General features: G+C 60.1%; 23 protein-coding genes, 2 tRNA genes and 1 pseudogene. 13 read left to right on the forward strand and 13 right to left on the reverse strand.

What is annotated here, in order from left to right; translation table 11 throughout:
• Positions 1 to 87 precede the first annotated feature (87 nt).
• The 7 genes from OXH74_RS15015 (at position 88) to OXH74_RS15045 (ending at position 6,337) form a co-directional block, all read left to right on the forward strand.
• Positions 88 to 1,158, forward strand: a complete 1,071-nt coding sequence (locus tag OXH74_RS15015) for a sigma-54 interaction domain-containing protein (RefSeq protein WP_375737708.1) — start codon at positions 88 to 90, stop codon at positions 1,156 to 1,158.
• 384 nt (positions 1,159 to 1,542) lie between these two features.
• Positions 1,543 to 2,181: a peroxiredoxin gene (locus OXH74_RS15020; RefSeq protein WP_375737709.1), complete on the forward strand. Its 639-nt coding sequence runs from the start codon at positions 1,543 to 1,545 to the stop codon at positions 2,179 to 2,181.
• A 117-nt stretch (positions 2,182 to 2,298) separates the two neighbouring features.
• The gene (locus OXH74_RS15025; protein ID WP_375737710.1) at positions 2,299 to 3,264 is read left to right on the forward strand and encodes a sulfonate ABC transporter substrate-binding protein; all 966 of its coding nucleotides are present in this window, start codon (positions 2,299 to 2,301) and stop codon (positions 3,262 to 3,264) included.
• Between the two features lie 94 nt (positions 3,265 to 3,358).
• Positions 3,359 to 4,507, forward strand: coding sequence for an FMNH2-dependent alkanesulfonate monooxygenase (gene ssuD / locus OXH74_RS15030; protein ID WP_375737711.1), 1,149 nt, complete (start codon positions 3,359 to 3,361; stop codon positions 4,505 to 4,507).
• A gap of 10 nt (positions 4,508 to 4,517) precedes the next feature.
• Positions 4,518 to 5,300, forward strand: coding sequence for an aliphatic sulfonate ABC transporter permease SsuC (gene ssuC / locus OXH74_RS15035; RefSeq protein ID WP_375737712.1), 783 nt, complete (start codon positions 4,518 to 4,520; stop codon positions 5,298 to 5,300).
• Positions 5,297 to 6,097 carry an aliphatic sulfonates ABC transporter ATP-binding protein gene (gene ssuB, locus OXH74_RS15040; protein ID WP_375737713.1) on the forward strand — a complete coding sequence of 267 codons (801 nt, stop codon included), beginning with the start codon at positions 5,297 to 5,299 and terminating at the stop codon, positions 6,095 to 6,097. The genes ssuC and ssuB overlap by 4 nt, the downstream gene beginning before the upstream one ends.
• A gap of 24 nt (positions 6,098 to 6,121) precedes the next feature.
• Positions 6,122 to 6,337, forward strand: a complete 216-nt coding sequence (locus tag OXH74_RS15045) for a molybdopterin-binding protein (protein ID WP_043252087.1) — start codon at positions 6,122 to 6,124, stop codon at positions 6,335 to 6,337.
• Positions 6,338 to 6,455: 118 nt separating this feature from the next.
• On the opposite strand, the gene OXH74_RS15050 is transcribed toward OXH74_RS15045, so the two are convergent.
• A tRNA-Met gene (locus tag OXH74_RS15050) sits at positions 6,456 to 6,532 on the reverse strand.
• A 115-nt stretch (positions 6,533 to 6,647) separates the two neighbouring features.
• Positions 6,648 to 6,724, reverse strand: a tRNA-Met gene (locus OXH74_RS15055).
• Between the two features lie 320 nt (positions 6,725 to 7,044).
• On the opposite strand from OXH74_RS15055, the gene OXH74_RS15060 reads away from it, so the two are divergent.
• Both OXH74_RS15060 and OXH74_RS15065 read left to right on the forward strand, forming a co-directional pair.
• Positions 7,045 to 8,532, forward strand: coding sequence for an FAD-dependent oxidoreductase (locus OXH74_RS15060; RefSeq protein WP_375737714.1), 1,488 nt, complete (start codon positions 7,045 to 7,047; stop codon positions 8,530 to 8,532).
• A gap of 366 nt (positions 8,533 to 8,898) precedes the next feature.
• Positions 8,899 to 10,074, forward strand: coding sequence for a tyrosine-type recombinase/integrase (locus tag OXH74_RS15065; RefSeq protein WP_375737715.1), 1,176 nt, complete (start codon positions 8,899 to 8,901; stop codon positions 10,072 to 10,074).
• Between the two features lie 189 nt (positions 10,075 to 10,263).
• On the opposite strand, the gene OXH74_RS15070 is transcribed toward OXH74_RS15065, so the two are convergent.
• From OXH74_RS15070 to OXH74_RS15085, 4 genes are all read right to left on the reverse strand, one after another.
• Complete coding sequence (locus OXH74_RS15070) at positions 10,264 to 14,205, reverse strand: hypothetical protein (RefSeq protein WP_375737716.1); 3,942 nt, start codon at positions 14,203 to 14,205, stop codon at positions 10,264 to 10,266.
• A gap of 295 nt (positions 14,206 to 14,500) precedes the next feature.
• Positions 14,501 to 15,310, reverse strand: a complete 810-nt coding sequence (locus OXH74_RS15075; RefSeq protein WP_375737717.1) for a hypothetical protein — start codon at positions 15,308 to 15,310, stop codon at positions 14,501 to 14,503.
• A gap of 152 nt (positions 15,311 to 15,462) precedes the next feature.
• On the reverse strand, positions 15,463 to 15,660 hold the full coding sequence (locus tag OXH74_RS15080) for a helix-turn-helix transcriptional regulator (protein WP_375737718.1): 198 nt from the start codon (positions 15,658 to 15,660) through the stop codon (positions 15,463 to 15,465).
• Between the two features lie 16 nt (positions 15,661 to 15,676).
• Complete coding sequence (locus OXH74_RS15085) at positions 15,677 to 16,033, reverse strand: hypothetical protein (RefSeq protein WP_375737719.1); 357 nt, start codon at positions 16,031 to 16,033, stop codon at positions 15,677 to 15,679.
• A 74-nt stretch (positions 16,034 to 16,107) separates the two neighbouring features.
• Here OXH74_RS15085 and OXH74_RS15090 point away from each other — a divergent pair, with 74 nt between their 5' ends.
• Positions 16,108 to 16,752: a hypothetical protein gene (locus OXH74_RS15090; protein WP_375737720.1), complete on the forward strand. Its 645-nt coding sequence runs from the start codon at positions 16,108 to 16,110 to the stop codon at positions 16,750 to 16,752.
• Between the two features lie 218 nt (positions 16,753 to 16,970).
• On the opposite strand, the gene OXH74_RS15095 is transcribed toward OXH74_RS15090, so the two are convergent.
• Together OXH74_RS15095 and OXH74_RS15100 are read right to left on the reverse strand one after the other, a co-directional pair.
• The gene (locus OXH74_RS15095; RefSeq protein ID WP_375737721.1) at positions 16,971 to 17,471 is read right to left on the reverse strand and encodes a hypothetical protein; all 501 of its coding nucleotides are present in this window, start codon (positions 17,469 to 17,471) and stop codon (positions 16,971 to 16,973) included.
• Between the two features lie 102 nt (positions 17,472 to 17,573).
• On the reverse strand, positions 17,574 to 17,813 hold the full coding sequence (locus tag OXH74_RS15100) for a pyocin activator PrtN family protein (RefSeq protein ID WP_375737722.1): 240 nt from the start codon (positions 17,811 to 17,813) through the stop codon (positions 17,574 to 17,576).
• A 140-nt stretch (positions 17,814 to 17,953) separates the two neighbouring features.
• Here OXH74_RS15100 and OXH74_RS15105 point away from each other — a divergent pair.
• Both OXH74_RS15105 and OXH74_RS15110 read left to right on the forward strand, forming a co-directional pair.
• A pseudogene (locus OXH74_RS15105) lies at positions 17,954 to 18,358 on the forward strand (phage terminase large subunit family protein); the annotation flags it as partial.
• 57 nt (positions 18,359 to 18,415) lie between these two features.
• The gene (locus OXH74_RS15110) at positions 18,416 to 18,916 is read left to right on the forward strand and encodes a lysis protein (protein ID WP_375741625.1); all 501 of its coding nucleotides are present in this window, start codon (positions 18,416 to 18,418) and stop codon (positions 18,914 to 18,916) included.
• 4 nt (positions 18,917 to 18,920) lie between these two features.
• Here OXH74_RS15110 and OXH74_RS15115 read toward each other — a convergent pair whose 3' ends face one another.
• A complete protein-coding gene (locus tag OXH74_RS15115; protein ID WP_375737723.1) occupies positions 18,921 to 19,136 on the reverse strand; it encodes a hypothetical protein in 216 nt (71 codons plus the stop codon).
• A gap of 267 nt (positions 19,137 to 19,403) precedes the next feature.
• Between OXH74_RS15115 and OXH74_RS15120 the strand changes: the two genes are divergently transcribed.
• The gene (locus OXH74_RS15120) at positions 19,404 to 20,207 is read left to right on the forward strand and encodes a DNA adenine methylase (protein WP_375737724.1); all 804 of its coding nucleotides are present in this window, start codon (positions 19,404 to 19,406) and stop codon (positions 20,205 to 20,207) included.
• A 298-nt stretch (positions 20,208 to 20,505) separates the two neighbouring features.
• Here the strand turns inward: OXH74_RS15120 and OXH74_RS15125 are convergent, their stop codons facing one another.
• From OXH74_RS15125 to OXH74_RS15140, 4 genes are all read right to left on the reverse strand, one after another.
• Positions 20,506 to 22,869: a HEAT repeat domain-containing protein gene (locus OXH74_RS15125; RefSeq protein ID WP_375737725.1), complete on the reverse strand. Its 2,364-nt coding sequence runs from the start codon at positions 22,867 to 22,869 to the stop codon at positions 20,506 to 20,508.
• Between the two features lie 21 nt (positions 22,870 to 22,890).
• Complete coding sequence (locus tag OXH74_RS15130; RefSeq protein WP_375737726.1) at positions 22,891 to 24,426, reverse strand: IS66 family transposase; 1,536 nt, start codon at positions 24,424 to 24,426, stop codon at positions 22,891 to 22,893.
• Positions 24,427 to 24,487: 61 nt separating this feature from the next.
• The gene (gene tnpB, locus OXH74_RS15135) at positions 24,488 to 24,823 is read right to left on the reverse strand and encodes an IS66 family insertion sequence element accessory protein TnpB (protein ID WP_155688131.1); all 336 of its coding nucleotides are present in this window, start codon (positions 24,821 to 24,823) and stop codon (positions 24,488 to 24,490) included.
• Entirely contained in the window at positions 24,820 to 25,137 is a 318-nt protein-coding gene (locus OXH74_RS15140; protein WP_375737727.1) for a transposase, read from the reverse strand. Before OXH74_RS15140 ends, tnpB begins: the two co-directional genes overlap by 4 nt.
• Positions 25,138 to 25,989: the final 852 nt, after the last annotated feature.

Below are 25,989 nucleotides of genomic sequence, written 5' to 3' on the forward strand. Positions count from 1 at the left end.
GGTCTATATAAATGCAAATTAATAATTATTTAGTCTATTTGGGATGGTGCAATATTCCTCGGCGCTCTACGACGCAAGGAATCCGAGATGTCGCTGCTGACCCATCCCAATGCCCGTGAGCTGACCAAGTCGGTCAGGGCCACCGTGCTGGTATTCAAGGACCCGCGCTCAGCGGAACTGCTCGATCGCATCGAGCGTCTCGCACCGAGTGAGGCTAATGCACTGATCATCGGCGAGACCGGGACTGGCAAGGAGCTGGTGGCCCGGCATATCCACAACCTGAGCCGTCGCAGCAAGGGGCCTTTTTTGGCCGTTAACTGCGGTGCTTTTCCCGAGAGCCTGGTGGAAAGCGAGCTGTTCGGCCATGAAAAGGGTGCCTTCACCGGCGCTACCAGCAGTAAGGCAGGCTGGTTCGAGACGGCCAGCGGGGGGACGCTGTTTCTCGATGAGATCGGTGACCTGCCGATGAATATGCAGGTCAAGCTGCTGCGCGTGCTGCAGGAGCGCGAGGTGGTGCGCCTCGGCTCACGAACGCCGATTCCGATCGATGTGCGCCTGGTGGCGGCGACCAACGTAAACCTGGCCGATGCGGTGGTTGCCGGGCACTTTCGCGAGGACCTGTTCTATCGATTGCACGTGGCGACGATTCGCCTGCCGCCGCTGCGGGAACGGCCGGGCGATATCCTGCCATTGGCCGAGTTCTTCCTTGAAGAGCATTGCCAGCGCCTCGGTTACGTCCGCGCGCAGCTCAGCCCGGAGGCCGAGCGCAAGCTGCTGGGGCACGGCTGGCAGGGCAATATCCGAGAACTCGAGAACGCCATTCACCATGCCTTGCTTGTGTGCCGTCACCAGGTCGTGCAGCCTGCCGACCTGCACTTGGTCGAGATGCGCGGCGCTGCGGGCCGACAGGACGACTCGGGCCAATACAGTTCCGCGACTCGCGGGCCTGTAGATCTGGAGGCGGCGCTGAATGAGCTGTTCGAGCAAAACTTGCCGGACCTCTACGAGCACATCGAGGAAACCCTCTTTCGTGCGGCCTATCGCTTCTGCCATGGCAACCAGTTGCAGACCGGACGCCTGTTGGGCATCAGCCGCAATATCGTGCGTGCCCGGCTGGAGAAGATCGGCGAACTGACGGCTACCGTCCGGGCGAGCTGAGTCCGCTTCACCTACCTGCGCGGCGTAGACGTAGGCTGCGCCCTGCGCTCCGCAAATCGGTGTCGACAGACTCGGCTTTTGGCCTTGGTGTCAGCACTGTCGCGCACTGAACGCCCTACAAGCAGCCGCCAGGTGACATTCCACGGAGGCTGCTGCCTCTCTCCTTCCCTGCTGCCTTCAAACCCTACCGCCATGCCTCCTGCGAGCCGTCCAAGGCTTTGCAGGGGATGGCTCGCTTGTGCGTGGCTAGCTGTTGCGAGGGGAGAGTGTCGGCGGTTTTATATATTCTAATAAGTAATAAACAAATTTTTATTTATTCTTTTTAATCCTTAGTGATCTTGCGCATAGTGAGCCCACACCACGCACTCACCCAAGGAGAAAAACGTGAGCATCCGTCTCGGTGACATCGCCCCCGATTTCGAACAGGACTCCAGCATCGGCCACATCCGCTTCCACGAATGGCTGGGCAACAGCTGGGGCGTGCTGTTCTCCCACCCCGCCGACTTCACCCCGGTGTGCACCACCGAGCTGGGCCTCACCGCCAAGCTCAAGGACGCCTTCGCCGAACGTGGCGTCAAAGCCATCGCGCTCTCGGTCGATCCGGCGGAGTCGCACATCAAGTGGATCGATGACATCAACGAAACCCAGGACACGCAGGTCAATTTCCCCATCCTCGCCGACGCCGATCGCAAGGTTTCCGGCCTGTACGACCTGATCCACCCCAACGCCAACGACACCCTGACGGTGCGCTCGCTGTTCATCATCGACCCGAACAAGAAGGTGCGCCTGATCATCACCTACCCGGCCAGCACCGGCCGCAACTTCAACGAAATCCTGCGGGTGATCGACTCGCTGCAGCTGACCGACAACCACAAGGTGGCGACTCCGGCCAACTGGCAGGATGGCGACGAGGTAGTGATCGTGCCCTCGCTCCAGGACCCGGACGAGATCCAGCAGCGCTTCCCGAAAGGTTACCGCGCGGTGAAGTCCTACTTGCGCCTGACCCCACAACCCAACCACTGATACGAGCCCCGTGCCGGGTCCACCCGCCACCCCATCCTCATAACGCCACACCCCCGCCTTACTGGTCCGCTAACGGACGAGCAGGCCGCCAAACCTGACACTGCAAAGGAGAGCGCCATGCGCACCATTACTTTGCGTCGGAGCCTGGTCGCCCTGTTCGCAGCGGCCATTTCCTTCGGCGCCATCACCCAAGCCCAGGCCGAAACTCTGCGAATCGGCTATCAGAAGTACGGCACTCTGGTCCTGCTCAAGGCCAAGGGTACCCTCGAGAAGCGCTTGGCGGAGAAGGGCATCGACGTCCAGTGGACGGAATTCCCCGGCGGCCCGCAGCTGCTGGAAGGGCTGAATGTCGGCTCCATCGATTTCGGCACCACCGGCGAAGCGCCGCCGATCTTCGCCCAGGCTGCCGGTGCGGACCTGCTCTACGTCGCCCATGAGCCGCCCGCGCCCACCAGCGAGGCGATCCTGGTGCCCAAGGGTTCGTCGCTGAAGTCCGTGGCCGACCTCAAGGGCAAGAAGGTCGCGCTGAACAAGGGCTCCAACGTGCATTACCTGCTGGTGCGCGCGCTGGAGGATGCCGGGTTGTCGATCAAGGACATTACCCCGGTTTACCTGCCACCGGCTGACGCGCGTGCCGCCTTCGAGCGTGGCAGCGTGGATGCCTGGGTTATCTGGGACCCCTTCCAGGCGGCCGCCGAGAGGCAACTGCAGGCCCGCAGCCTGCGTGATGGCAAGGACCTGGTGGCCAATCACCAGTTCTACCTGGCGGCCAAGCCTTACGCTGAGAAGCACCCGGACGTGCTAGGCGTGCTGGTCGAGGAAATCCGCGCCGTGGGTGAATGGACCCAGGCCAACAGCGAAGCGGCCACGATCCAGGTGGCGCCGCTTCTCGGCCTCCCAGCGGACATCACTCGCCTTGCGGTCGAGCGCCAGACCTATGGTGCGCAGCTGATCAGCCCGCAGGTGGTGGAAGCCCAGCAGAAGATCGCGGACACCTTCAGCGACCTCCAGCTGATTCCCAAGCGCCTGAGCATCAAGGACGTGGTCTGGACCCCGCCTGCCAATCTCGCACAGGCCCGGTAGCGGCCAAGTCCCACTGCCGGGCCGCGCTCATGCATGACGCGCGACCGGCAGCCTACGCGCCCGCTCCCTCGATTCGTCATAAGGAGACGACTCCATGAGCCTCAACATCTTCTGGTTCCTGCCTACCCACGGCGACGGCCACTACCTGGGCACCGCCGAAGGCGCACGCGCTGTCGATCACGGCTACCTCACGCAGGTCGCCCAAGCCGCCGATCGCCTTGGTTTTGGCGGAGTGCTGATCCCTACCGGGCGTTCCTGCGAAGACTCCTGGCTGGTTGCTGCGTCGCTGATTCCAGTGACCCAGCGGCTGAAGTTCCTCGTCGCGCTGCGGCCCGGGATCATCTCGCCGACGGTAGCCGCCCGCCAGGCAGCGACCCTGGATCGGCTGTCCAACGGTCGCGCCCTGTTCAACCTGGTCACCGGCGGTGATCCGGACGAGTTGGCCGGCGATGGCCTGCACCTGTCCCATGAAGAGCGCTACGAGGCCTCTGTGGAGTTCACCCGCGTCTGGCGTCGGGTGCTGGAAGGCGAGACCGTCGATTACGACGGCAAGCATTTGCAGGTGAAGGGTGCCAAGCTGCTCTATCCGCCCATCCAGCAGCCGCGTCCACCGCTATATTTCGGCGGCTCGTCCGAAGCTGCCCACGACCTGGCCGCAGAACAGGTCGAGCTGTATCTGACCTGGGGCGAGCCGCCGGCTGCCGTGGCTGAGAAGATTGCCCAGGTACGCGAGAAGGCCGCCAAGTTCGGCCGCAGCGTGCGCTTCGGCATCCGCCTGCATGTGATCGTGCGGGAGACCAATGAAGAGGCCTGGGCCGCCGCCAATCGGCTGATCAGCCATCTGGACGATGCCACCATCGCAAGGGCGCAAGCCGCGCTGGCGCGCTTCGACTCCGTTGGCCAGCAGCGCATGGCCGCGTTGCATGGCGGCAAGCGCGACAGGCTGGAAGTCGCACCCAACCTCTGGGCCGGCGTCGGACTGGTGCGCGGCGGTGCGGGTACCGCGTTGGTAGGCGACGGCCGGACGGTGGCGGCACGGGTCAAGGAATACGCGGAGCTGGGCATCGACACCTTCATCTTCTCTGGCTATCCGCACCTGGAGGAGTCCTACCGGGTGGCTGAGCTGCTGTTCCCGCATCTTGAACTTGCCCAGCCCGAGCGTCCGGAGTCCCGGGGCTACGTCAGCCCATTCGGCGAAATGGTGGCTAACGACATCCTGCCCAAAGCTGCAGCGCAGAGTTGAGGGCCTGGTCATGACCCGTACTTTGTTTTTGCGTGCTGCGCCCTGGGTGCTGCCCCTGACATTGTTGGCAGTCTGGCAGGCCGCGGTGAGCTTGGGCCTGCTGTCCACGCGCATCCTGCCAGCGCCGAGTGCCGTGTTGGAGGCGGGGTGGGCGCTGTTGGCGAGTGGCGAAATCTGGAAACACCTGGCCATCAGCGGTCAGCGCGCGGCCATCGGTTTTGCCATCGGCGGCGCCATTGGCCTGGTCCTTGGCTTCATCACTGGCCTGTCGCGCTGGGGTGAGCGCCTGCTCGACAGCTCGGTGCAGATGATCCGCAACGTCCCGCATCTGGCGCTGATTCCGCTGGTGATCCTGTGGTTCGGCATCGACGAAGCGGCCAAGGTCTTCCTGGTTGCCCTCGGCACCTTGTTCCCGATTTACCTGAACACCTACCACGGGATCCGCAACGTCGACCCGGCGCTCGTGGAGATGGCCCGAAGCTATGGTCTGTCCGGCTTCAGTCTGTTCCGCCAGGTGATTCTGCCGGGCGCGCTACCCTCGATCCTGGTGGGCGTGCGTTTCGCCCTGGGCTTCATGTGGCTGACCCTGATCGTTGCCGAGACGATTTCGGCCAGCAGCGGCATCGGCTACCTGGCGATGAACGCCCGCGAGTTCCTGCAGACCGACATCGTTGTCCTGGCGATCCTGCTCTACGCCGTGCTGGGCAAACTGGCTGATGTCGCCGCCCGTTTGCTGGAGCGCCTGTGGTTGCGCTGGCACCCGGCATATCAGGTCAAGGGAGATGCGCAATGATCACCCTACATACCCTCAAACGCGGAATACCGCTGGCGCTCAATGGCATCGGCAGGGCCTTTGGTGAGCGCCAGGTCCTGGCGGACATCGATCTGCACATTCCGGCTGGTCAGTTCGTCGCCGTCGTGGGCCGCAGCGGCTGCGGCAAGAGCACCTTGCTGCGTCTGCTGGCCGGCCTCGACCTGCCCAGCGGCGGCCAGTTGCTGGTGGGCAATGGTCCGCTGGCGGCTACGCGCGATGACATTCGCTTGATGTTCCAGGACTCGCGCCTGCTGCCGTGGAAACGAGTGATCGAAAACGTCGGCCTCGGGCTCTCCGGCAATTGGCGCCCGCAGGCCTTGGAGGCCTTGGCAGCTGTTGGCCTGGCCGAACGTGCCGAGGATTGGCCGGCAGCACTGTCGGGTGGTCAGAAACAACGCGTGGCCCTGGCTCGCGCGCTGATCCACAAGCCGCGCCTGCTGCTGCTCGACGAACCGCTCGGTGCGCTGGATGCGTTGACGCGAATCGAAATGCAGCAACTGATCGAGCGCTTGTGGCAACAGCATGGCTTCACCGTGCTGCTGGTGACCCATGACGTTAACGAGGCGGTGTCGATTGCCGATCGGGTGATCCTGATCGAAGAGGGCCAGGTCGGCCTGGATCTTTCGGTCGACCTGCAGCGCCCCCGTCAGCGTGGCTCGGCGTGCCTGGCCGCGCTCGAAGCCGATGTGCTCAACCGTGTGCTGGCATTGCCCGAGCTGCCACCGCAACCCGAGCCCGTTTCACCTCTGCCAACGCAATTGCGTTGGGCGCTTTAAGACCAATCCCCAAGGAGTAAGACCATGACCATCAAAGCCATCAACGTTCGCAACCAGTTCAAGGGAACCATCAAGGAGATCGTCATCGGTGACGTGCTCTCCGAAATCGACGTGCAGACCGCCGCGGGTGTCGTCACTTCAGTGATCACGACCCGTTCCGTGCGTGAACTGGAGCTGCAGGTTGGCAGCGAAGTGATCGCATTCGTGAAGTCGACGGAGGTATCGATCGCCAAGCTGTGATCTGGGCAGGACGCCTGGCCACGTGGCCAGGCCGATGCGCTGAAAAGGGTAGGGGCGAAGAGACGAAAGGCGTTGAAACGAAAAAGGCCACTCGATTGAGTGGCCTTCTTCTTGAAGCTGGTTGCGGGAGCTGGATTTGAACCAACGACCTTCGGGTTATGAGCCCGACGAGCTACCAGACTGCTCCATCCCGCGCCGGCAATTCTACAGTTCTGTGGGAGGCCGTCAATCGATTTCTGCTTTTTAATCAAATGTTTATTCGGGGCCAAACGAAAAAGGCCACTCGATTGAGTGGCCTTCTTCTTGAAACTGGTTGCGGGAGCTGGATTTGAACCAACGACCTTCGGGTTATGAGCCCGACGAGCTACCAGACTGCTCCATCCCGCGGTCGCCATTCTACAGCCAGACGCCGGGGGGTCAAACGTTATTTTCAAAAAAGTGTTTTTTCTTCAGATGCTTAGCGTTGCCAAAGTCCTGGATGGAGGGCCTCGAGGCCATGCCCACCGGGGCTTGCAGGGCTTTTCGTGTGCAAGATTTTACACAGAGTGAGAACGCCGCGTTACGCGTCTGAACTGCCTCCGGGAAGCACATAAGGGCAAAAGCGTGCGTTAGTCCAAGTGGACGAGGTGGAAGATTTCCGGCTGCTTGTACTTTGAGCGCTCGAACCAAGCAGCCCCCGCATGACAAAACCAACAAGGACAACATGCATGACCGTTGACTTCTCCGCCTCACGTCCCTACCGCATCCACCATGTTCCCCAGTGGGATCACGAGACCGATGTCCTCGTCGTCGGATTTGGCGCTGCCGGCGCAAGTGCTGCCATCGAGGCCGCCAGCGCGGGGGCAGGCGTAACGCTGCTGGAGGCGACTTCCGGAAACGGTGGCACCAGCGCCATGTCGGGGGGAGAGATCTACCTGGGAGGAAGTGGAGGCACCCCTGCTCAGCGCCAAGCTGGCTTCAGTGACGACACCGAAGACCTGTTCCGCTATCTGATGATGGCCGGTGGACCTGATGCGGACGAGTCGAAGGTGCGTGTCTACGCGGAAAACAGCCTTGCACACTACGACTGGTTGGTTGCCCAGGGGGTCAAATACAAGAACACTTTCCTGCCGGAAAAAATGATGGAACCGGTGACGGATGACTGTCTGATCTGGTCAGGTAGCGAAGAGGCCTGGCCGTTCGTGGAGCAGGCCAAACCTTGTCCTCGTGGGCACACGCCACAGTTTGTCGGTTGGGGTGGTGGGCGCATGCTCATGGATGCCCTGGCCGCGCGAGTTGAGGGCCTCGGCGTGGATATTCGCTACGACAGCCGCGTGCTTGCGCTGATTGCCGATGACGCCAACAACGTTCATGGCCTGGTGGTCCGTAACGATGGGCAGCTTCGCTTCATGCGGGCTCGCAAAGGCGTCATCCTCTGTGCTGGCGGTTTCGCGATGAACCGCGACATGGTCAGGCGCTACGCGCCGCATCTATTGCGTTCCGACGATCCCATCGGAACACCTGGCGATGACGGGACCGGCATTCTCCTGGGCAGGAGCGTAGGGGGCGCGGCCATTCATATGAACGAAGCGTTTGTGAGCTTGCCGTTCTATGCGCCAGAGTCGCTGGTGAAGGGGATTTTCGTCAATGAACGAGGCCAGCGTTTCATCAACGAGGACTGCTATCACGGGCGCATTGGCCATCACATCATGCAGCAGTCGGGCGATCGTATTTATCTGCTGGCCGATAACGCCATTTTCGAACGCCCTGCAGAGTTCACACGCATCGATATCGCCGCCGTAGGCGAGACCTGGGAAGAGGTCGAGCAGGAACTTGGTCTACCAGAAGGCACCCTGGCCCACACGGTCGAACTGTATAACCGCCATGCCGCTGAAGGCCGTGATCCCTTGTTCCATAAGGGCGAAAAATGGCTGAAGCCGTTGAATGAGCCACCCTTCGTCGCGCTGGATTGCCGAATCGGCTATGCCTTCTATCCGCACTTCACCCTTGGGGGGCTGGATACGCTGCCGACGGGCCAGGTCGTCACGGAGAAGCGTGAACCGATCCGTGGCCTGTATGCGGCCGGACGTACCTCGTGTGGTTTGCCGCGCTGGAGCGGCGGCTACAGTTCTGGCCTGTCGCTGGCAGATGCCACCTTCTTCGGGCGCCAAGCGGGGTTGAATGCTGCGAGGGCCGTGACCGAGGAGAGTCAGTAAGGTTAGCCTGCTGCAGCTTGGGCCTGCTTCATTGCCGCAGGCCCTACATTAAATGCGTTCTGAATCGCGCGTGGCTTCGTAGGTTCTCGAACCTGGGCCAGCGTGCTAGATAGTGGTTAACATAACAAGGTGTGAATTCGATTTTCTTTGACGCTACCCATTAAAACCAAAGACTTATGAGTCAAAGAAAGATCATCCACATTGACTGTGCCTTTCGTTTTCTCGCGTTTTATTGCATCCGCATGACCTGCGCAGGTCGCGGGCTGCGCGGGAAGTCTGTTCGCGGGGGTTCGCCCTTGTGCTGTCCCAGCCCATGAAAAAGGGGGTATCAAAGCGGGGTATTTTTCTCCGCAGGTGATACCCGCTATGCCGCTTACCGACATCCAGATCCGCCAGGCCAGGCCCGGCGACAAGCCCCGAAAGCTCAGCGATGAGCGGGGGCTGTTCATCGAGATCCGCCCCACCGGCGCCAAATACTGGCGCTACCGCTACAAGATTGACGGTAAGGAAAACGTGTTCGCCCTGGGCGAGTATCCCGAGATGGGCCTGGCTGAGGCTAGGTCTGAGCGTGACAAGGCGAGGGCCTTAGTGAAGCAGGGGAAGCACCCTGCTCATGTCAGGCGAACCGAGCGGGCGCGGCAGACTCTGGAGAATCAGTCCTCCTTTAAAGTGGTCGCCCTGGAGTGGATAAGCGGCAAGGTCGGAATTAGCGACAGCTACCGCAACCAACTGACTCGGGCATTCACCAAGAACCTGTTCCCCTACGTCGGCAAGATGCCGGTACGTGACGTTACAGCGGCCCACCTGCTGGAGTGCCTACGGCGCATGGAGAAGCGTGGGGCGACCTACTACGCCATCTCTCTGTGCAACTGGCTTTCGCAGATGTTCCGTTTTGCCGTTCGTACGCTGCGTGCCGATGCTGACCCGGCCTCCGCGCTGTATGGCGCTTTCGTGCGGCAGCCTATCGAGCACAGCCGCCCGATGTCGGTAGCGGACATGGCCCGCTTCCGAGAAGAGTTGCAGACCTATGGCGGCTTTCGGACTAACACCATTGCCCTGGAGCTGATGCAGCTGCTGTTCCTGCGGACAGTCGAGATCCGCCGCGGCCGGTGGGAGGATGTGGACCTTGAGGCAGCGCTATGGGATATCCCGGCAGAGTTCATGAAGAAGCGGCGCCGCCACCTGGTGCCGCTTCCGGCGCGGGCAGTTGAGCTGCTGAAGGAGTTGCACTCCATCACCGGCGGGCGAGGGCTGATGTTCCCCGGGCTGCGGCATCCGGACAAGCCGGTGGACGGCTCGACCTTCAACCGCGCGCTCGAACGCTTGGGCATGAAGGGTTTCACCTGCCATGATTTCCGTGCAACAGCCTCGACCCATCTCTATGAATCAGGCTTGTTCCGCGGCGAAGTGATCGAAATGCAACTAGCCCATGCGGAGAGCAATAAGACCAAGGCTGCCTATAACCATGCCCAGTATCTATCTGAGCGCGTAGAGATGATGCAGTGGTGGGAGAAATTCTGCTTAGCAACCTCCAATGAGTGACCTTGCGTGTTGAATGATTGACGCCTAACCAGTTTCATCTTGCGGAGCTTCCTGCTGACGGAGGCTCATATTGAGAGTTTCGAAAGTGAGCGAGAGGGCCGCTTAACCGGCCCTTTTACTTTCTGGAGGTCAATCCAATCCTGTACCTCCAGCTAGCGCAATATGGATGGTTGTTGATCTAGAGGCCGGTCAGACCATCGAGAGCTGGAACCCCTTGATGTAGAGTACTTCGAGGATGGCCTTGATTCCGGCCTGGCCGCTGACGGTCGCCTGGGTGGCTGCCTTTAGGGTCGCCGTGCCGGTCAGTTCCGTTAACTTGATATCCACTACACCCGCAAGTGCGCCCGTCAGGTCGCCGCCCAACATTCCCCCGGCGGAAAGCTGGAAACTGACCTCGATGTCCTTCTTGGCAATCAGCAGTGTCCCCTGGAGCTGGATGAGGGGTGCGCCGGCGGCAACCTTGGCCTTTTCCAATGGCAGGCTGTGCTTGTAGGAGACTAAAAGGTCGTCAGCGACGCCGCGTAGCGGAACGTTGTAGTCGTGAGCCGTGAGGTTTAGCCCGTCGATGGCCAGGCCAGGGACCTTGATTGTCAGGTTGCTCGAAAGTGGCTTGATCTCATCAACATATATCGAGACCACGATTGGCGTGCCGTTGTGGAGCAAGTCGTTCCATTGCGCGCGTTCGTTCGTTTGAATCGGCTTCAAAGGAAGTCCGCCATCTTCGGATGGTGTCGTAGTGAAGAAAAGACTGCCGGAGAACCGGGCATCCAGCGGCTGCTTGATTGTCTCGCCGAGCCACTCGGACGTGAGTACGACGTTCCAGACCCTTTTCTCGAGGATCGTCTCCTTGGCTACCGCCTTCCGGATGGGTCTGGCCTGCTCCGGTGGGAGCCGGTCGGCAATGTCCAGGGCCCCACCGAGATTTCCTAGCCTGTCTGTCTCGCGTTGCTCCGGCGTCCGCGCCGGGGCGCTGGGCGCGCTCGAAGGTCCTTGGCCGGACGGCAGAGCGGGCGTTCCGCTGGACGGCTGGGTAACCTGGGCGCCACCACTTTGCGGTTGCGGTGCGGTCTGGAAGCTGGAAGAAGGCTTGGCGCCGGCTGCTACGTCTTTGGCGGAATTCGCAATTTGCACTGAAGCCTCTGTGAGCTTCTTGAGCAGGTCGGCGACCTCCGTTCGGCCGGACATGTCGCGGAAGATGTTGGCGGTAGCCAGCGCTGTAAGTCCCGCCGCCATGCCGTGCGGATCGGGTGCGGGTGGCGGCGATATGATGCTCACGAGCGGCGAAGGCAATGAGGAGGCGTCCAGGCCCTCGACCTTGACGACCTGAGGTGTCACCGTCTGCGTCGGCGCGATTTCGGGGGCAAGGTGAGGGATCGGCGAGGCCTGCCAGTCCCAGAACCTCGTATTGTCGATTTCCTCCGAGGCGTTGCAGTGGCCGAGCTTGGCCTCGGCGAATACGCCTCGGGTCGGATAGGTCACTAGACGCTCGACGGGCGACGGTTCCTCTATTTTCAGGCCGTCGTAAGCCTCCTTAATGATTTGGGAGAATTTCGGGTCCACGCACGTGTAGGCGACGAACTCGCCGAGGACCTCCAGCGGCCGGTTTTCCACTAGTTCGAGCATGGACTTGCCGTTGGAGACGACAAAACCGCTGAGGTCGCGGGCCCGGTCCGCTGGCGCGGTTCCGAGTCGCAGGGCGCGCTCGTAGTGGCCCTGGTGATGGATGATGTGGTCAAGAAGGCCGAGGAGCTGTGCTTCCTCTTCGATCTCGCTTGCGGGGCGACCCGGCGGCGGCGGTGGAGAAGGAGGTCGGTTGGACACGAGCGTAACCGTCGTGTCCGCGTCCATGATCAGGTCGCCGCCGACGTAGGGATGATCCACTAGTATCGTGCGGCCGCCGAATGTGTCGGCTGCGGTGATCTTTATGTGTCGTACTGACATGTCGTCAACGCCACCGACCCGCTGGAACGAGATGTCGAAAGCGTCAATCAGCCCCCAAGCCATAACTCCGTTCGGGACAATCGCCGTGAATGCATTCCACGCTTCTTTGTGCGTAAAGCTGCCTGGCGGATTTATCGGATTACCGTCGTTGACCTTCAGAGTCCAGGGCGCAGCAGAAGTGCGGATCTGGCATCGGATCCAGATAGCCTGTTTGTCTTTGTTAATGTCTGCGACCATTCCGCCAGACAGGACTTCGAATTCGAGGAACTTGAAAAGCGGTCCAGCGGGGGCGTTCGGGTCGGGTGCAGGCGGTGCGGGCGCGGTGAGCGACTTCACGCGCTCCCGATGCATGATCGCCTCCAGGGTGTCGAAACGCGATGCCAGCCGCGGATCGAGCAGGGCCGCCTGGATCACCGACCGGTTGTGGACGAGGAGCTCCCGGTTCACTTCGTAATAGGCCTTGCCGATTCCAGGAATCCTCAAAGTGACCAGATTTGGTCCACGGTCGGTCAGCAGCACCGGCCGGCGCCGAACGAAGGACACGACTAGCCGGTAGTGGCGGAGCACCTCGTAGTAGAGCATTGTCAGCGCGTGGCTGTGGTTGTAGTTGACCACGGTCCGCGTCTCGATTGCCTCCCGCTCCGCCTGAGAGGTCTGGACGACAACAGTGCTGAACAGCTCTCGCGACGATGTCGCGGCTTGGGCGATGTTGTCGCTAAGCTTCTGGATCGTGTTGGCGGCGATGTCGCGGCTTCCACTCGACGTTGAATAGGCGCCGCCGAGCGCGGCAGAAATACCGCCCGAGACGCCTGAGATGGCACCCAGCGCTGCGCCGCCGCCGGAGCCGCCGCTCTGGCCTGCGCTCGCCCCCGCCCCGCTGCCGCCCGAGGCGGCAACCCCGCCCATAATGCTGCCGCCGCGTTGCCACTCCTCAATGCTAGCCTTCACTGACTCCTCGATCACTCGCTCGCGGCGCAGGTCGTGTACCAGCCTCTCGTCGACCTTGGTCTTTTCGTCGCGTGTGCCGACATCCTGGTGCGTCCAGTCGACGATCGCGAAGTTGACCGACTCGCCAGGCGCCAGCGGGAAACTGTAGAGAATCTGGCCGAGTGAGTGGCCGACTGGGACTAGGCTTAACCGGTATTCGTTCACGAAACCTGGACGAACGTGCGACTGCGCCGAGGCTTCGAGGGGGAGTTCGACTTCCCCCGGGGCGAAACCAACTACTTGGTGGAAACTGTACTCGTGGATTGCTACGTTTGCCGGAATGATCGCCTCGCAACCGTCGGCACCTATTAGGGATGAGGGATTGGCCGCGAAGGAACCGGGCGAGAGTCGCCAGTCCGTCAGGCCGGGCGTCTGCATGGCCAATAGGCCGAGATTTGCTAGTTCGGGTGGGAGAGTGTCGACATCCAATTCCAGCCGCATGACCACAGCATCGAGCGTAAAGCGGCGTTGGACTAGAGCGTCCATTTGAAGGGCGGCGAGACCGAACGGGTAGACATGGACCTCGGCTGGAGTGTCGGTCTCGCCTAGCGTGACAGCGTCTAGGCTTATCGCCATTCGTAAGGCTTCGCGGATCGGTAAGGGAAGCGGCGAAAGGTCAAAAGACAGGTAGCCGACATGATCCGTTGCGAGCATCCCCAAGGGATAAGCTGTCCGACGGGGCTCCTGGTTTTCCTTCGACGGCATCAGGGGTAAACCCTCCCGCTCGGCGACAAGGCGGAGAGCGTCCTCGAGTACGTCGTACAGCTGCGTGGCCGGGATGTCATTTAGTCTAAGCCCGCCGGCCTGGGCCCGCGCCTCCCGCAGCACGCTGGCAATGAAGTTAAAGGTGCGGAGTTCTTCCTGCGTAGCAAGCGTCTGCAAGCCCTGCACTGTCAGCACACTTTCCAGCAACTGGGCCAACGCTTTGCGGACCCGGTGCATGCAGTCGGGGATGATTGCACAGTCAGGTTCTATCTCGGTCAACGTTTCCGTGATCACCGCGTTGAAGCGGTCGCCGGTCGGGGGCGACTGTTCAGTCCAGACGATCTCGGCGTACACCGGCATGCGCTGGATTGGCCGATGGGTCTTAGGATTGACTGCAAAGACGGAAAGGCGAATTGGGAGGCTGGCGACTTGAGGGTTAGACATTTGTTTGGCTCCAAGCGACAAGGCCGGTGCCGACACCAATCTTTGGAAGCGCACCGAGCTGGGTCCCTGCAACGCTCTGGAGTGTAGTAAGCAATTGCGTCATCGGCCAGCCCGGCATGATGGGCTGGCTTGGCATCCGAAGGGCTGACTAAGCAGCCCTGGATGCTTTCTGTTGCTCAATCCACGCTTGGCTCTCTAGTTGTGACCACTGGGAGTAGCGTCCAATCTTGCTAGACGGAGGAAATTCTTCGAACTGGAGCATCTCCTAGATCTTCGTTTTACCCATGCCAACCTGAGCCATGAACTCTTCGATCTTGCCTAGGCTGTATAGCAATTCTTACGGTTTTTACTATTGATTATTAGCTCCCGTCAGGTGCTCGGAGTATGCAGAAAGTAAGATCTGGGCATGGGCTGTGCATTCGTCGTTATATCTGCAGGATGTGTTGATTTCTGGCATTTTTATGGCGGAGTCTTCCGACATGCTTCCAAACATGTTGTTGTTGTTTAGCAGAATATCTTTGGATCCATCAGTTTTGGCAAACCAACAGTAGCGTTCTTTTCTTTCTCCGACTTCGCGGGATGCGCATGTGGTAACGACCCATTCCGCTTGCGTTGGAAGTGTGAAGTCGAATTTTCCACTCGCATCAGACTGAGTGGTTGAAAATGGCGGGTCGAGAGCGGCCAGGTAGCGCTCGGCAGATGAACTGCTCACAAGATTTCTCAGGAGTTCGTTTCTCACAAAGACCTTTTTCTCAAACTCCTCCAAATGCTTTTTATAGGCTTTTCCTGAAGGATAACCCTCCTTTTTATTTCTCTCCATTGTGCTAAAGATATCTTTTTCCTGGGTGATTAACCTTGGAGCTAGGTCAATCACGTCCACAGCAACTACTTTCTGAAGGGGGGCGATAATCTTACTGAACTCATCATGCCTATAGATTGAAATTAAAACGCCGCCGAGAGGTATGCTGCTTCCGCCGCGAGTTACGATGAATATTTGACCGCTTGTATTGCGCTTGGCAACGAGAGGAGTCGGCTCATTTTTCGGTGCTGACGATCTATCCTGATTTAGAACCTCCTGATATCGCGCGTACAGCGTAATCGTCGAAGCCCCAAACATTATTGTGAGTGAGAAAAAGATAAAAAGTAGTATGTTTTTCATCTGTTCACCTCTAGCCTGGTGTTGATAAACAGCCTAGCTTTGGTTTCAGAGTCTGCGGGAATTAGCTCGATGCGAGTGGCCTTCATCCATTGATCTGATCCGCACCGACGTCGCCTAGAGAGTAGGTGATTTTTATGTGCAAAGAGGGCTGCTTACGCAGCCCGTTTAGATTTCTGCTCTTCGATCCAGTTTTGGATCTCAATCTGCGACCATCGAGAATACCTGCCTAGCTTGATCGGGGCCGGAAACTCCTCGAACTGGAGCATCTCGTAAATCTTCGTTTTCCCCATTCCGACCTGCGCCATGACTTCTTCGATCTTAATCAGGCGGTCCAGTGGTTTCTGATTCATCTCAGTTGTCCTCTCTTCATTTTTTTTCGGCAGCTAAGCGCAGTTCCAGCGGCAGAATTGGGCGCCAGGTTCGGCCGTATGCCGCTGCCTGTGCCTCGATCAGGCAGCCAACGGCCTCCAGCGAGTCGACCTCGAAAACGCCGGTGATGTAGTGACGCGTAATCCTGTGATTCGCCCGGTGGACCGCGATGGCGATGGCGATGGCGATGGCGATGGGGTTGTGGTTGATGGCGATGTCCGGGTCACGGTAGACCCTGGCTCCGCCGCTGCGGGCGCCGCCGGCACCTGCGAAGAGATCGACGTACAGCTCGTGAACAAATGGCAGTGCCCGTTGGGTCGCGACGGAGTGGAGATGGGGCTGGAAGGTGCTCATGTTGCCCCCCCATGGACGAGCAGTACGGCAGCGGGCAAGCTCGCACTGGGTTGCTTTATCAGGAGGGGTGCGGAGTGGATGATTCCATCAAGAGACGAGTGCTCACGGCCACGTTGTGGGCTCTTTGGTGGTTGTTGGTAGGTTCTGCGTCCGTATGGTTGTTGGCTGGCTCTGTCGCCTATTGGGCCAAGACGGGATGGTTGCCAGCTGATACCTCCGGCTGGGTGCAAGCCATAGGTGGCCTTCTGGCGATTGGTGTTGCCCTGATGATCCCGTTCATCCAACGGGCGCAGAACAAGGATCGACAGAGGCAGGACGAGATTCAGGCGGCTATACGCAAAACAGGGCTGGCCTTGCAGCTCTCTGAAGAAACAGAAATCCTGATCTCCCTGTTCGTGGCGCGCCGTACCTTTCAGTCGCCACGCATCCCTTGGCATGATGCAGAGTACTATCGCACGCGACTGGGCATGCTCCAGTCGCGCATAGGTGGTTTGCTGGGCGATGACTACCACTTGCTGAGATGGGGTGTATTTTTGAATCTGCAGACGGCAATCCATGAATTGGAGTCGTCGCTTCGCGTAGTTCCGATTGATGATCCTGTTCACGTTCGAAATGCTGAGAGCGTCCTTAGTTACGTCACTGAATCGAAAGGCTGGGCAAACGACGTGTTGAACAATCTGGTCAAGCTGAATGGCAACCGGATGGACGAGACGCTCTAATTCGACCTTTCTCGAAGGTGACGTATACCCCTTAACAAGCTGCGCGTGCGGGCGGAAGGGGAAGCGGAGCGTTGTCCCCATTTCTGTGCAGCGGCGCACGTCTGTCGTGGGGTGCCCAACCTCTGAGCGCGCCCTGGAAAGGGTAGGGATGGTGCCTGCCGCTGCGCGGCAGAGGCTGTTTATCTCGCCACCCTTGGGCATGTGCTGGCCTGAAGGTTTCATGCAGCTGCCTCCAGTTCTGGCAGCTGCTGGGTGCGGGCATTAGCTTCCAGTGCATCCTTCAGACGTTCGTGCATGCGGGAGGCAAGGCCGATCTGTTGAAGTGCGATGCGCGCCTTGTCCCTTGCCTGGAGGCCGGCGAAGGTGCTGGCGGCCAGGTCGAGCGTTGAGGCGACGTCGGCCAGTGTGCCCAGATCCCACTCATTGAACGGATTCGATCGACGCGCATACTCAGCGATTCGGCGATCCGCATCCTGGATTATCTCGTCGCGCTCCAGTTGGTGGCGGGTCAACTCCTGTTGACGCGTGAGATGTAATTCCCCGATATCGGCATTCAGCAGGGCGATGCGCTCTGCTGCAGCTTCGCGTGCGATCTGGTGGCCTTCGTCGTAGCCGGTGGCCCGCGCGTTCCGCACCATGCGCAAGGCGATCCAGGGCCAGCCGAGATTAACGATGACCAGCGCGGCGGCCATGAGTTGGATGGCGGTGATGTTCTGCATGTGCTGTATCTCCCTATAGGTGCCCGGCGCCGGGAATAGGCGTCAGAGTCCGGCGCCGGGGCTTGAGTGGTGGCTTGCATGCCCGGTACGGCCGGGCGCCGGTCATGCCGCCTTCTCGGACTGCTTGTCGAGGAAGTCGGCCAGGTCCTTCAGGCGCACCCACCAGCAGGCCAGGCGAGACTCGGTGTGCTTGTAGGTCACCAGGTCCACCTTGTTGTCACGGATGAGGGCGCGCATGCGCTTGTCGGTCTTGATGTGGGGGAAGTAGTGCTCCCTGACCTGGCTGAGCGTCAGGCTGCTGACCTTCCATTGCTGCATCAGTTGGTTGAGGGTGTCGCTCATCCTTGGACCTCAGCATCACGGACCCTTGGGAAATGGAGCGCAAGCTCACCAGCCTGTTTCGGCGGGCCCTGGAGGACGCCGAGCGGCTGATCAGCATCGACACCGAGTTGGAACAAGCGGCCAAGGAGCCCAACTGAACCATGGATCATCAGTATGCCGACGGTGCTGCCACGTACCGGGCGGCATACCTGCGGGGCCTGAAGCCAGACCCTGAACTCTGGGTGGACGAGTGGGCTGACGAGTATCAGCGCATCCCCCGCGACACGGGCGCCGCAGAGCCCGGCAAGTACCACACCGACCGGACGCCCTACGCGCGCGAGCCGATGCGCTGCCTATCACCGACCCACCCGGCGAAGCGCGTGGTGACCATGGTCGCCTCGCAGTTGATGAAAACGCAGATCGCGCTCAACTGGATCGGCGGGTGCATCCACATGGCACCGGCCAACGTCCTGGCGTTGCTGCCCAGCCTGAGCCTGTCCAAGCGGGTATCGAGCCGGATCAGCAAGACCATCGATGCCGTACCGGTGCTGAAGGAGCGTGTTGCCAACCTGCTCCCGACCTGGTGGCGGCTGGCGGCAGTTGGCGTGGTGATCGCGCTGGCCATGGTGGCAGCTTGGACGGCGCAGGGATGGCGCCTTGGTCGGCAGCTGGCCGAACAGGGTAGGGCACACGCCATCGAGCTGGCCAAGCGCGACAAGTTGTACACCGACACCCTCGCAGAGATCTCGCGAGCCGCTGCCAAGGCCGCGCGTGATGAGCAGGACAAACGCCTGAAGCTAGAGCACCAGCTACAGGCCGATGACGAAACCAACCACAGGATACTGACCGATGCACAGAAGGCTAATGCTCGGCTGCGTGATCAGCTCGCTACTGCTGACCTCCGGCTGTCAGTCCTCCTCGATGCCACCGACGCCGCTGCAGGTAGAGGCTGTGGAGTGCCTGCCGCCGCCGGCACCGGAAGCGTGGTGGATGGAGCCCCGCGAGCCCGACTTGACCCAGCGCATGCTCAACGAATTGTCGGCATCACCAGCGACGGTGACCAGGGGCTCATCGCTTTGAAGGCGTGCCAGGATTACGCACGGCAGGTATCAGCGAGGCACTAAGTGACTATCGGGGTCCGTGCTTATGAGCGTTCTGCTGCGCACCCCGTGGATCGAAGGCGTTTTTCTTGGCGGGCTGCGAGTCGCGGCCCAGCCCCTTGTAGTCCGGGCGGTACTTAGAGAATGCTTCCCGAAGGAACAGGCGGGCACCTTCCGTGCCCAGTTCTTCAACCAGCAGCTCCAGCGACAGTGCCGCCAGGTCCTGTACGTTGGGTGGGGTCATGATGAAGTCGTGCGCTTTGCTTCTGACGGCCACCATCGAAACGATGCTGATGTATCTCATACCGTCCCTTTAAACCATTCATTTCAGAGCTCTGCGGGTTTGACCCGCCGAGAGTTGAAGAGGAGCGGTCGGCCCTAGTGTTCCAGCACCCGGACCGACCGCTGAACCGCAGACCTAACCTGCAAGCCCAGCCAAGGCTCCCCGCCTCGTGCACGAAGCGCGGCGAGTCTAACAACTGGATATTCATACAGTAAAGGCTTGCACAAAATGACCAATCCGATCGTTCCCTGGATGGGCGGTAAGCGCCGCCTGGCCGACCGCCTTATCTCGCTGTTCCCGCCCCACGAGTGCTACGTCGAGGTCTTTGCCGGTGGCGCTGCGCTCTTCTTCCTCCGCCCGATGCCGGCACCTACTGAGGTGCTGAATGACATCAGCGGCGACCTGGTGTGCCTCTACCGCGTGGTGCAGAACCACCTCGAGGAGTTCGTGCGCCAGTTCAAGTGGGCCCTCTCCAGCCGGCAGATCTTCGAGTGGCAGAAGATGACCCGGCCCGAGACCCTGACCGATATCCAGCGCGCGGCGCGTTTCTTCTACCTGCAGCACCATGCCTTCGGCGGCAAGGTTTCCGGGCAGACCTTCGGTACCGCCACCACGGGCCCGGCCATCAACCTGCTGCGTATCGAGGAAAATCTCTCCGCGGCGTGGCAGCGCCTGTCCGGTACCTACGTCGAAAACCTGCCCTGGTTGGAATGTGCAGAGCGCTACGACCGGCCACACACCTTCCTCTACATGGACCCGCCGTACTGGAAGACTGAGGGCTATGGTGTGGACTTCCCGTTTGAGAACTACGAGCGAATGGCCGACTTCATGCGACGCTGCAAGGGGAGGGTGATGGTCAGTATTAACGACCACCCCGACATCCGGGCTGCATTTGACGGCTTCCACATGGTGGGGCTGGATATCCGCTACAGTGTGATGAACCAGCGGCAAGGGCAGGCCGATGTGACGGGCGAGCTGGTGATCATGAACTGGGAGCCGGCTGCGCTTGGGGGCTTGTTCGCTGGACTCTAACGCACCTGCAACTTGTCCACGTCAAAGCTGCGAAATTGCACTGAGGTGGCCACCCAATTACGCTCGTGGTGACCTGCCTATTCCACGCGGATTGACAGTAGCACCGGAGGGCCGCGTGTATTGGTAGCGACTGGCTGCACGCGCCCCCCCCAGCCGCTGGTTGCGACAGGCAACAACCGGCCAGAAGTGGACGTTGTTGCTATTGTGAAAAAAATGCTGGATTCAATCCTGAGCTGTCGCGAGAGCTGACGGTTGGATACCTGTGACTATACATCTGTAGGGCGCAATGAATTGCGCCCTACACGTGATACGCATCAACCAATGCCTTCCCGGCTGCACGAAGCATTCTGTCTCTGGGGACGGATATGCCGAAGTCGAACCAATGAATGACGTTGTAGTAAAACTGATCGGCAGCCATGTACTCGTCAAGAAGTGCCTTTACCCGGCGGCGCGGAAAGGCGCGGACATACTTGAGCGAAGCCAATTTCCGCACGTCCTCAATCTCAGACCGGAGGAGCGGAACGATGGCGGAATCGGCAAGCCCCTGGAAGGCCTTGTCGGGTATCAATGGAATGATGCGTGCCAAGAGGTACCCAGGCATCGTGGCGGCCAGCAGGTCATTGAGCCGATGCTTGCCGAGCGCATACAGTGTACGCGCAGCATCCTCGTACTTGGTGCTGCTCGCAGTCGAAAGCAGCGATGCATATTTGCGACCGTGTAAGGGCCGGTCGAGCGATGCGATCACCAAGGGAATGTCGCACCATTGGCCGAACTTAGCGAGGTACCGAAGGTCTGCGGCTGAATAGTCGGCACTGCCACTTGCAAGCATCGATCGAACGAGCGGCAGGTCGGCCGCGTCGAGTCTGCTGCAGATGATGTCCAAACCTTCGCGCGTAAACCTGCTGCGCAAGTACTCCCCAAGTGAGCGGGTTTTCTCGATAAGATCATTCAACGGACCATACCGCGTAGCCATTTCCTCCAGCAACGACTCAAAACGATCCACGAATTGATTGGCAACGGCCTTACGTAGGTCGTCTCCACGTAGCCTGAAGTCACGACGGATCAGCGCGAAGTAGGCGTTCTGGTCGAAGATCTCCGACCGGACTTCTTCTTCGAGCTGCGCGACGGTCAAACGATCAAAGAACTGCTCGGTGTAACGCGCTAAGACCGCCTCACCTTCAGCATCGGTCTGGCTCATGGCTGACAATCCAAATCCTCTGGAGGTCGGGCTCTTGCGCACAAAGACAGCTTTTGCCTGCTCAATGGAATAGCTCCGGCCGCTTGCGACGAGCGCCTGTAGCGCTTCATAGCGCACCTCCGCATCACTGTCGTTTAATAACGGTTCGGCGATGCTTGCGACGAGCGACCGCCGCTTTTGCAACAACTTGACCACTGTGATTCGGACCAAAGCGTTGCGATGATTGAGTCCACTCAGCAAGATTTCATCGTCAAACTCGGCATCGCGGCTGAACAGCTCGTCGAGAAGATTCTGCTCCACCGTGCTGGGCTGCAAGGCGTAGAGCGCCTCCAAGGCCTTGCGGCGATCGTCATGCAGCGTGATGCGGATGATGGCGTTGGCTGCCGCGCTAGCCGTCTGTGTCTCGTTCCTGGCAAACTCTTCATTGATGTAGGGTAGGTCTGTAGGCTGACCACATTCGCCAAGATACTCCAATGCGGATACGCGTACCTCAGTTTCGGCATCTTCGGCAAACCACAGCGAAACGATCTCCTTGCGGCCAAAGTGCTCGTTCTCGACGATTGGTTGAGCGATCAGGCGCATGGCTTTCAGCGCGCCGACACGCCTGTCGGTCGTGCTGACCAAAGAGCAAATGGGCAGAATGTTGTTCTTGAAACCGTCCACCGCTGCAATCCAGTGCCACAGCGGCACATTCTCGTGTTTGAAATGCGCCAAGCCGTCGTCAATCAGCCCGTTGAGTTCTCGCCGGCCGAACTCAAAACTAGTCCGCGCGCTGAAAAGAAGGTTTGCGTCATGCGGCCCCAGTGATTGCTGATCGTTACCGTGGACGGCCGCGATGATGGAAAGCAATCTGACCCGCGCCACGTCTTTGGCCGCCAGGGGATGCTCATCGGTCGCTTTCTCAGCCGTACTCAAGAAGTTTCGCAGGAATCTTGCGCCTTCTACGGACAGTGGCGTAGTCGGCCCTGGCTCGGACGTCGGCGTGGATTGCGTCTCGGCAGCAGGTGCTTGATCTTTCTCGGACTCTGACGCGTTGTCCATTTTGGCAAGTGAGATGACGTATCCCTGGATGCACTTGCGGAACTTACCTTCGAAGTCCCGCACGTCCGCGAAGGTGCACGCCAACAGCTTCTTCTCGTCAAAGACTTGGTCTTTGAATGCGACGACCTTCTTAAGATGATCCCCGGGATCGGCGAGCAACGAGGCGTCAATATCCTTCAGCAGGAGGTTAATTTCGGGTCGACCCTCCCTCTCGTTTCGCGTCATAGAGCGCTTGAATTCTTCCTCAAAGCCGGACGTGTAGGGCTCAGTCCCGGGCGGCGTACCCCAACGCTTCCAAAGCATGCCAACGAAGAGATCGCATCCATCAAGATCGCGATTAATGATCGCTTGTGGCCGACCGACACCGGGCAGAGTGTCTTCCCAGCCGACTAGTTCGACCTGATATCCGAGCGCGTCCGCCAACTGACTGTAAGCGAACGGGCATTACACCTTGCCGGCGGATACCCAGTTGTGCGGCAGCAGCTCGGCTAGAGCGCTGGCCTTCTGCGTCGGCAGTCGTGTCAGCACATCCTTGAGATAGGCATAGGGATCATGCCCATTCATGCGCGCCGACTGGATCAGGCTCATGATTGCCGCCGCCCGTTTGCCGCTGCGTAGCGACCCGGCAAACAACCAGTTCGAGCGTCCAAGGGCCCACGGCCGGATCTGGTTCTCGACCGGGTTATTGTCGATGGGCACAGCACCATCCTCGACATAGCGAGTCAGTGCCTGCCAGCGTTTGAGGCTGTAATCCAAGGCTTTCGCCGTGGCTGAGCCGTTGGGCACCCGATCACGCTGGGCCAGCATCCAGGCATGCAGCGCGTCGAGGATCGGTGAAGCCTGTTCCTGCCGTATTCGCCCGCGTTCTTCATCGCTCATGTCGCGCACTTGGCGTTCGACTTCGTACAGCCCAGCGATAGAGTGCAGCGCCTGTTCGGCCAGTTGGCTTTTGTTCGCCGCGTGCAGATCGAAAAACTTGCGGCGGGCGTGGGCCATGCAGCCGATTTCGGTGATGCCTTGCTCGAAACCGGCCTTGTAGCCAGCGAAGTCGTCGCAGACCAGCTTGCCATTCCACTGGCCAAGAAAATTGCGCGCATGCTCGCCGGCACGGCTGGGGCTGAAGTCGTAGACCACGGCCTTCAGATCGGCGAAGGGCGTGGTGCTGTAGGCCCAGACGTAAGCCCGATGGGTTTTCTTTTCGCCCGGCGCGAGCATTTGCACCGGGGTTTCGTCAGCGTGGATCACGCGTTGGCCCAGCACGGCTTCGCGCAGCGCATCGACCAGCGGCTGGAGCTGCACGCCGGTTTGCCCGACCCACTGCGCCAGCGTCGAACGAGCGATAGCCAGGCCGGCACGGCCGAAGATCTTTTCCTGCCGGTACAGCGGCAGGTGGTCGGCGAATTTGGCCACCATCACGTGCGCCAACAGGCCGGCGGTGGGGATACCCTTGTCGATCACCTGCGCCGGCACCGGCGCCTGGATCAGCGTTTCGCACTGGCGGCAGGCCCATTTCCCACGCACATGCTGCTCGACGGTGAACACGCCCGGCGTGTAATCCAGCTTTTCGCTGACGTCTTCACCCACGCGTTGCAGCTGGCAGCCGCAGGCGCACTGGGTGTTCTCCGGTTCGTGATGGATCACGGTGCGCGGGAGTTGCGGTGGCAGCGGTGCACGCTTGGGCTGCTGGCGTGCTTCGGCCGGCGCAGCCGGCGGATTGACCGCTTTCAGCTCCGCCTCGATGGCCACGATGTCGGTGTCGAGCAGGTCATCCAGCAGGCGGCCCTGGTCAGGGCTCAGTTGCTCGCTGCGCTTGGCAAACTTGTGCCGCTTGAGGATGGCGATTTCGTGGGTGAGGTTCTCGATAACCGTTTGGTCGCGGTGGATCTTCTTGCCCATCAGGTCGACCTGCGTGAGCAACTGCGCGGCCAGTGCGCGCAGCTGGTCAGGTGTCAGTTGGTCGAGATTGGGCGAGGCAGTCATGCCGCTGATTGTGCCAGAGCAGGCGGTCAGCGGAGATAAACCGATGGGCTAATGGCAGGTGCTACAGCACTGTGATCGCGCCGGCGGCACCGACCCGCTGCCAGGGTAGACCCAGTACCAAAGCCTGAAGTTGCTCGGTGTCGAGTTCGACTTCCGAGCCGTGCCGGATGCCTGGCCAGTGAAACTTGCCCTGGTGCAAGCGCCGCGCGGCCAGCCAGATACCCACACCGTCATGCACCAGGACTTTCATGCGGTTGGCGCGGCGATTGGCGAAGAGATAGGCACAGTGCGGCTTCGCCGCACCGAACACGGCCACCACACGGGCCAACGCGGTGTCGGTACCGGCGCGCATGTCCATCGGTTCGGTGGCGAGCCAGATGGTATCGATGCGGATCACGGGGTGAGCCCACGCACAAAGCGGGCGCAGCCTTCAGGATCGGAGGCTGGCCATTTCACCGTGACCGCTTGCTCGCCAAGGGACAACTCAATGATTGCGAACGCCTCAGTTGTTCGTTTAGGCGTGGCCCTCAATGGAACGAACGCCGGCAACGCCGCTGGTGGCTGATCTCGGTAAAGCGGCAGCCACTTGCGAATGACGTTGGCGTTGATGCCGTGGCTGATGGCAACGCTGGAGACGGTCGCACCAGGTTGCAGGCACTCCTGAACAACCTGGGCCTTGAACGGTTTGGGGTAAGAGCTTCGTTGGCGCATGGAAATCCCGGCGATAAGGGCTATCGCGTCCGCTTAAAAATACGCGGACACCATCGCCCTTAATGCGGGAGTTCGGAAGGTGACTTGGCTGGACGCTTACAACTGACTGTTGAAATCGTCAACGATAGCTTTGGCAATCTTGCGCTCTTCATCCAGGTCGCCCGGAGAAGCGAGAAATACTTTGACGAACCGTCGTGTTCCTGCCATTGCACGCTATACCTGTTCCATGTGCATGTTATTTATCTTTGGGACTCGTCACGCGACCGCGGATTGGCGGCTGCCTTGCTTCCGCAGACGCACACTCAATGTCGCTAAGTCCTTACGGCTCTGCCAACCTTTCACTTGGCCACACACAGCTCGTACATAGCTGTTCGGCGAGTTGCGCGCCGGGATGAATGGGCTTTTATGGCGATGTGGCAATCGTCGCCCGTCCGATTGACCGTTGGCTATGCCGAACCTGCAGCTCGACAACGGCTGCCAAGCAGGATCAATGGTTGGTACAGAGCTGTACTCCAAGAATCGCGTACCACTGCCGCTACCTTCCGATTGCTGCAGAGCCCTGCGATGTTCTGGCATCCCAACTGGCGTCGCCGCCCGTAGACATCAGCAGGTGTTTATCCCGGATGCTGTTGGGAGTAAGGATACAGCGGAGGATCTTCGGCAAGCAGTCCGCCGTGTTCAACGGCAATTGTCTGAATCTAAGCGTTTTCAGTAGCCAGTGGCAACGTCCGCTTCTGGCCGATTCTGTTGAAAAACTCCTGCTGCAATTTCTGCCCGCAAAAGTGGGCGACTGACGTTGAAATCTGAGCCAATGCCGGCGCTGATCTACTCCAGATTTCGCGTAGCAACGCC

Source organism: Metapseudomonas boanensis, assembly GCF_042232855.1.
Classification (GTDB): Bacteria; Pseudomonadota; Gammaproteobacteria; order Pseudomonadales; family Pseudomonadaceae; genus Metapseudomonas; species Metapseudomonas boanensis.

Excerpts from the sequence above, each read along its gene's own strand:
- OXH74_RS15080 (WP_375737718.1), bottom strand. The coding sequence starts at position 15,660 with ATGAATCAGAAACCACTGGACCGCCTGATTAAGATCGAAGAAGTCATG.
- OXH74_RS15110 (WP_375741625.1), top strand. The coding sequence starts at position 18,416 with ATGGTGGCAGCTTGGACGGCGCAGGGATGGCGCCTTGGTCGGCAGCTG.
- OXH74_RS15100 (WP_375737722.1), bottom strand. The coding sequence starts at position 17,813 with ATGAGCGACACCCTCAACCAACTGATGCAGCAATGGAAGGTCAGCAGC.
- ssuD (WP_375737711.1), top strand. The coding sequence starts at position 3,359 with ATGAGCCTCAACATCTTCTGGTTCCTGCCTACCCACGGCGACGGCCAC.
- OXH74_RS15085 (WP_375737719.1), bottom strand. The coding sequence starts at position 16,033 with ATGAGCACCTTCCAGCCCCATCTCCACTCCGTCGCGACCCAACGGGCA.
- OXH74_RS15060 (WP_375737714.1), top strand. The coding sequence starts at position 7,045 with ATGACCGTTGACTTCTCCGCCTCACGTCCCTACCGCATCCACCATGTT.
- OXH74_RS15025 (WP_375737710.1), top strand. The coding sequence starts at position 2,299 with ATGCGCACCATTACTTTGCGTCGGAGCCTGGTCGCCCTGTTCGCAGCG.
- ssuC (WP_375737712.1), top strand. The coding sequence starts at position 4,518 with ATGACCCGTACTTTGTTTTTGCGTGCTGCGCCCTGGGTGCTGCCCCTG.
- OXH74_RS15115 (WP_375737723.1), bottom strand. The coding sequence starts at position 19,136 with ATGACCCCACCCAACGTACAGGACCTGGCGGCACTGTCGCTGGAGCTG.
- ssuB (WP_375737713.1), top strand. The coding sequence starts at position 5,297 with ATGATCACCCTACATACCCTCAAACGCGGAATACCGCTGGCGCTCAAT.
- OXH74_RS15120 (WP_375737724.1), top strand. The coding sequence starts at position 19,404 with ATGACCAATCCGATCGTTCCCTGGATGGGCGGTAAGCGCCGCCTGGCC.
- OXH74_RS15015 (WP_375737708.1), top strand. The coding sequence starts at position 88 with ATGTCGCTGCTGACCCATCCCAATGCCCGTGAGCTGACCAAGTCGGTC.
- OXH74_RS15045 (WP_043252087.1), top strand. The coding sequence starts at position 6,122 with ATGACCATCAAAGCCATCAACGTTCGCAACCAGTTCAAGGGAACCATC.
- OXH74_RS15065 (WP_375737715.1), top strand. The coding sequence starts at position 8,899 with ATGCCGCTTACCGACATCCAGATCCGCCAGGCCAGGCCCGGCGACAAG.
- OXH74_RS15140 (WP_375737727.1), bottom strand. The coding sequence starts at position 25,137 with ATGCGCCAACGAAGCTCTTACCCCAAACCGTTCAAGGCCCAGGTTGTT.
- OXH74_RS15095 (WP_375737721.1), bottom strand. The coding sequence starts at position 17,471 with ATGCAGAACATCACCGCCATCCAACTCATGGCCGCCGCGCTGGTCATC.
- OXH74_RS15130 (WP_375737726.1), bottom strand. The coding sequence starts at position 24,426 with ATGACTGCCTCGCCCAATCTCGACCAACTGACACCTGACCAGCTGCGC.
- OXH74_RS15075 (WP_375737717.1), bottom strand. The coding sequence starts at position 15,310 with ATGAAAAACATACTACTTTTTATCTTTTTCTCACTCACAATAATGTTT.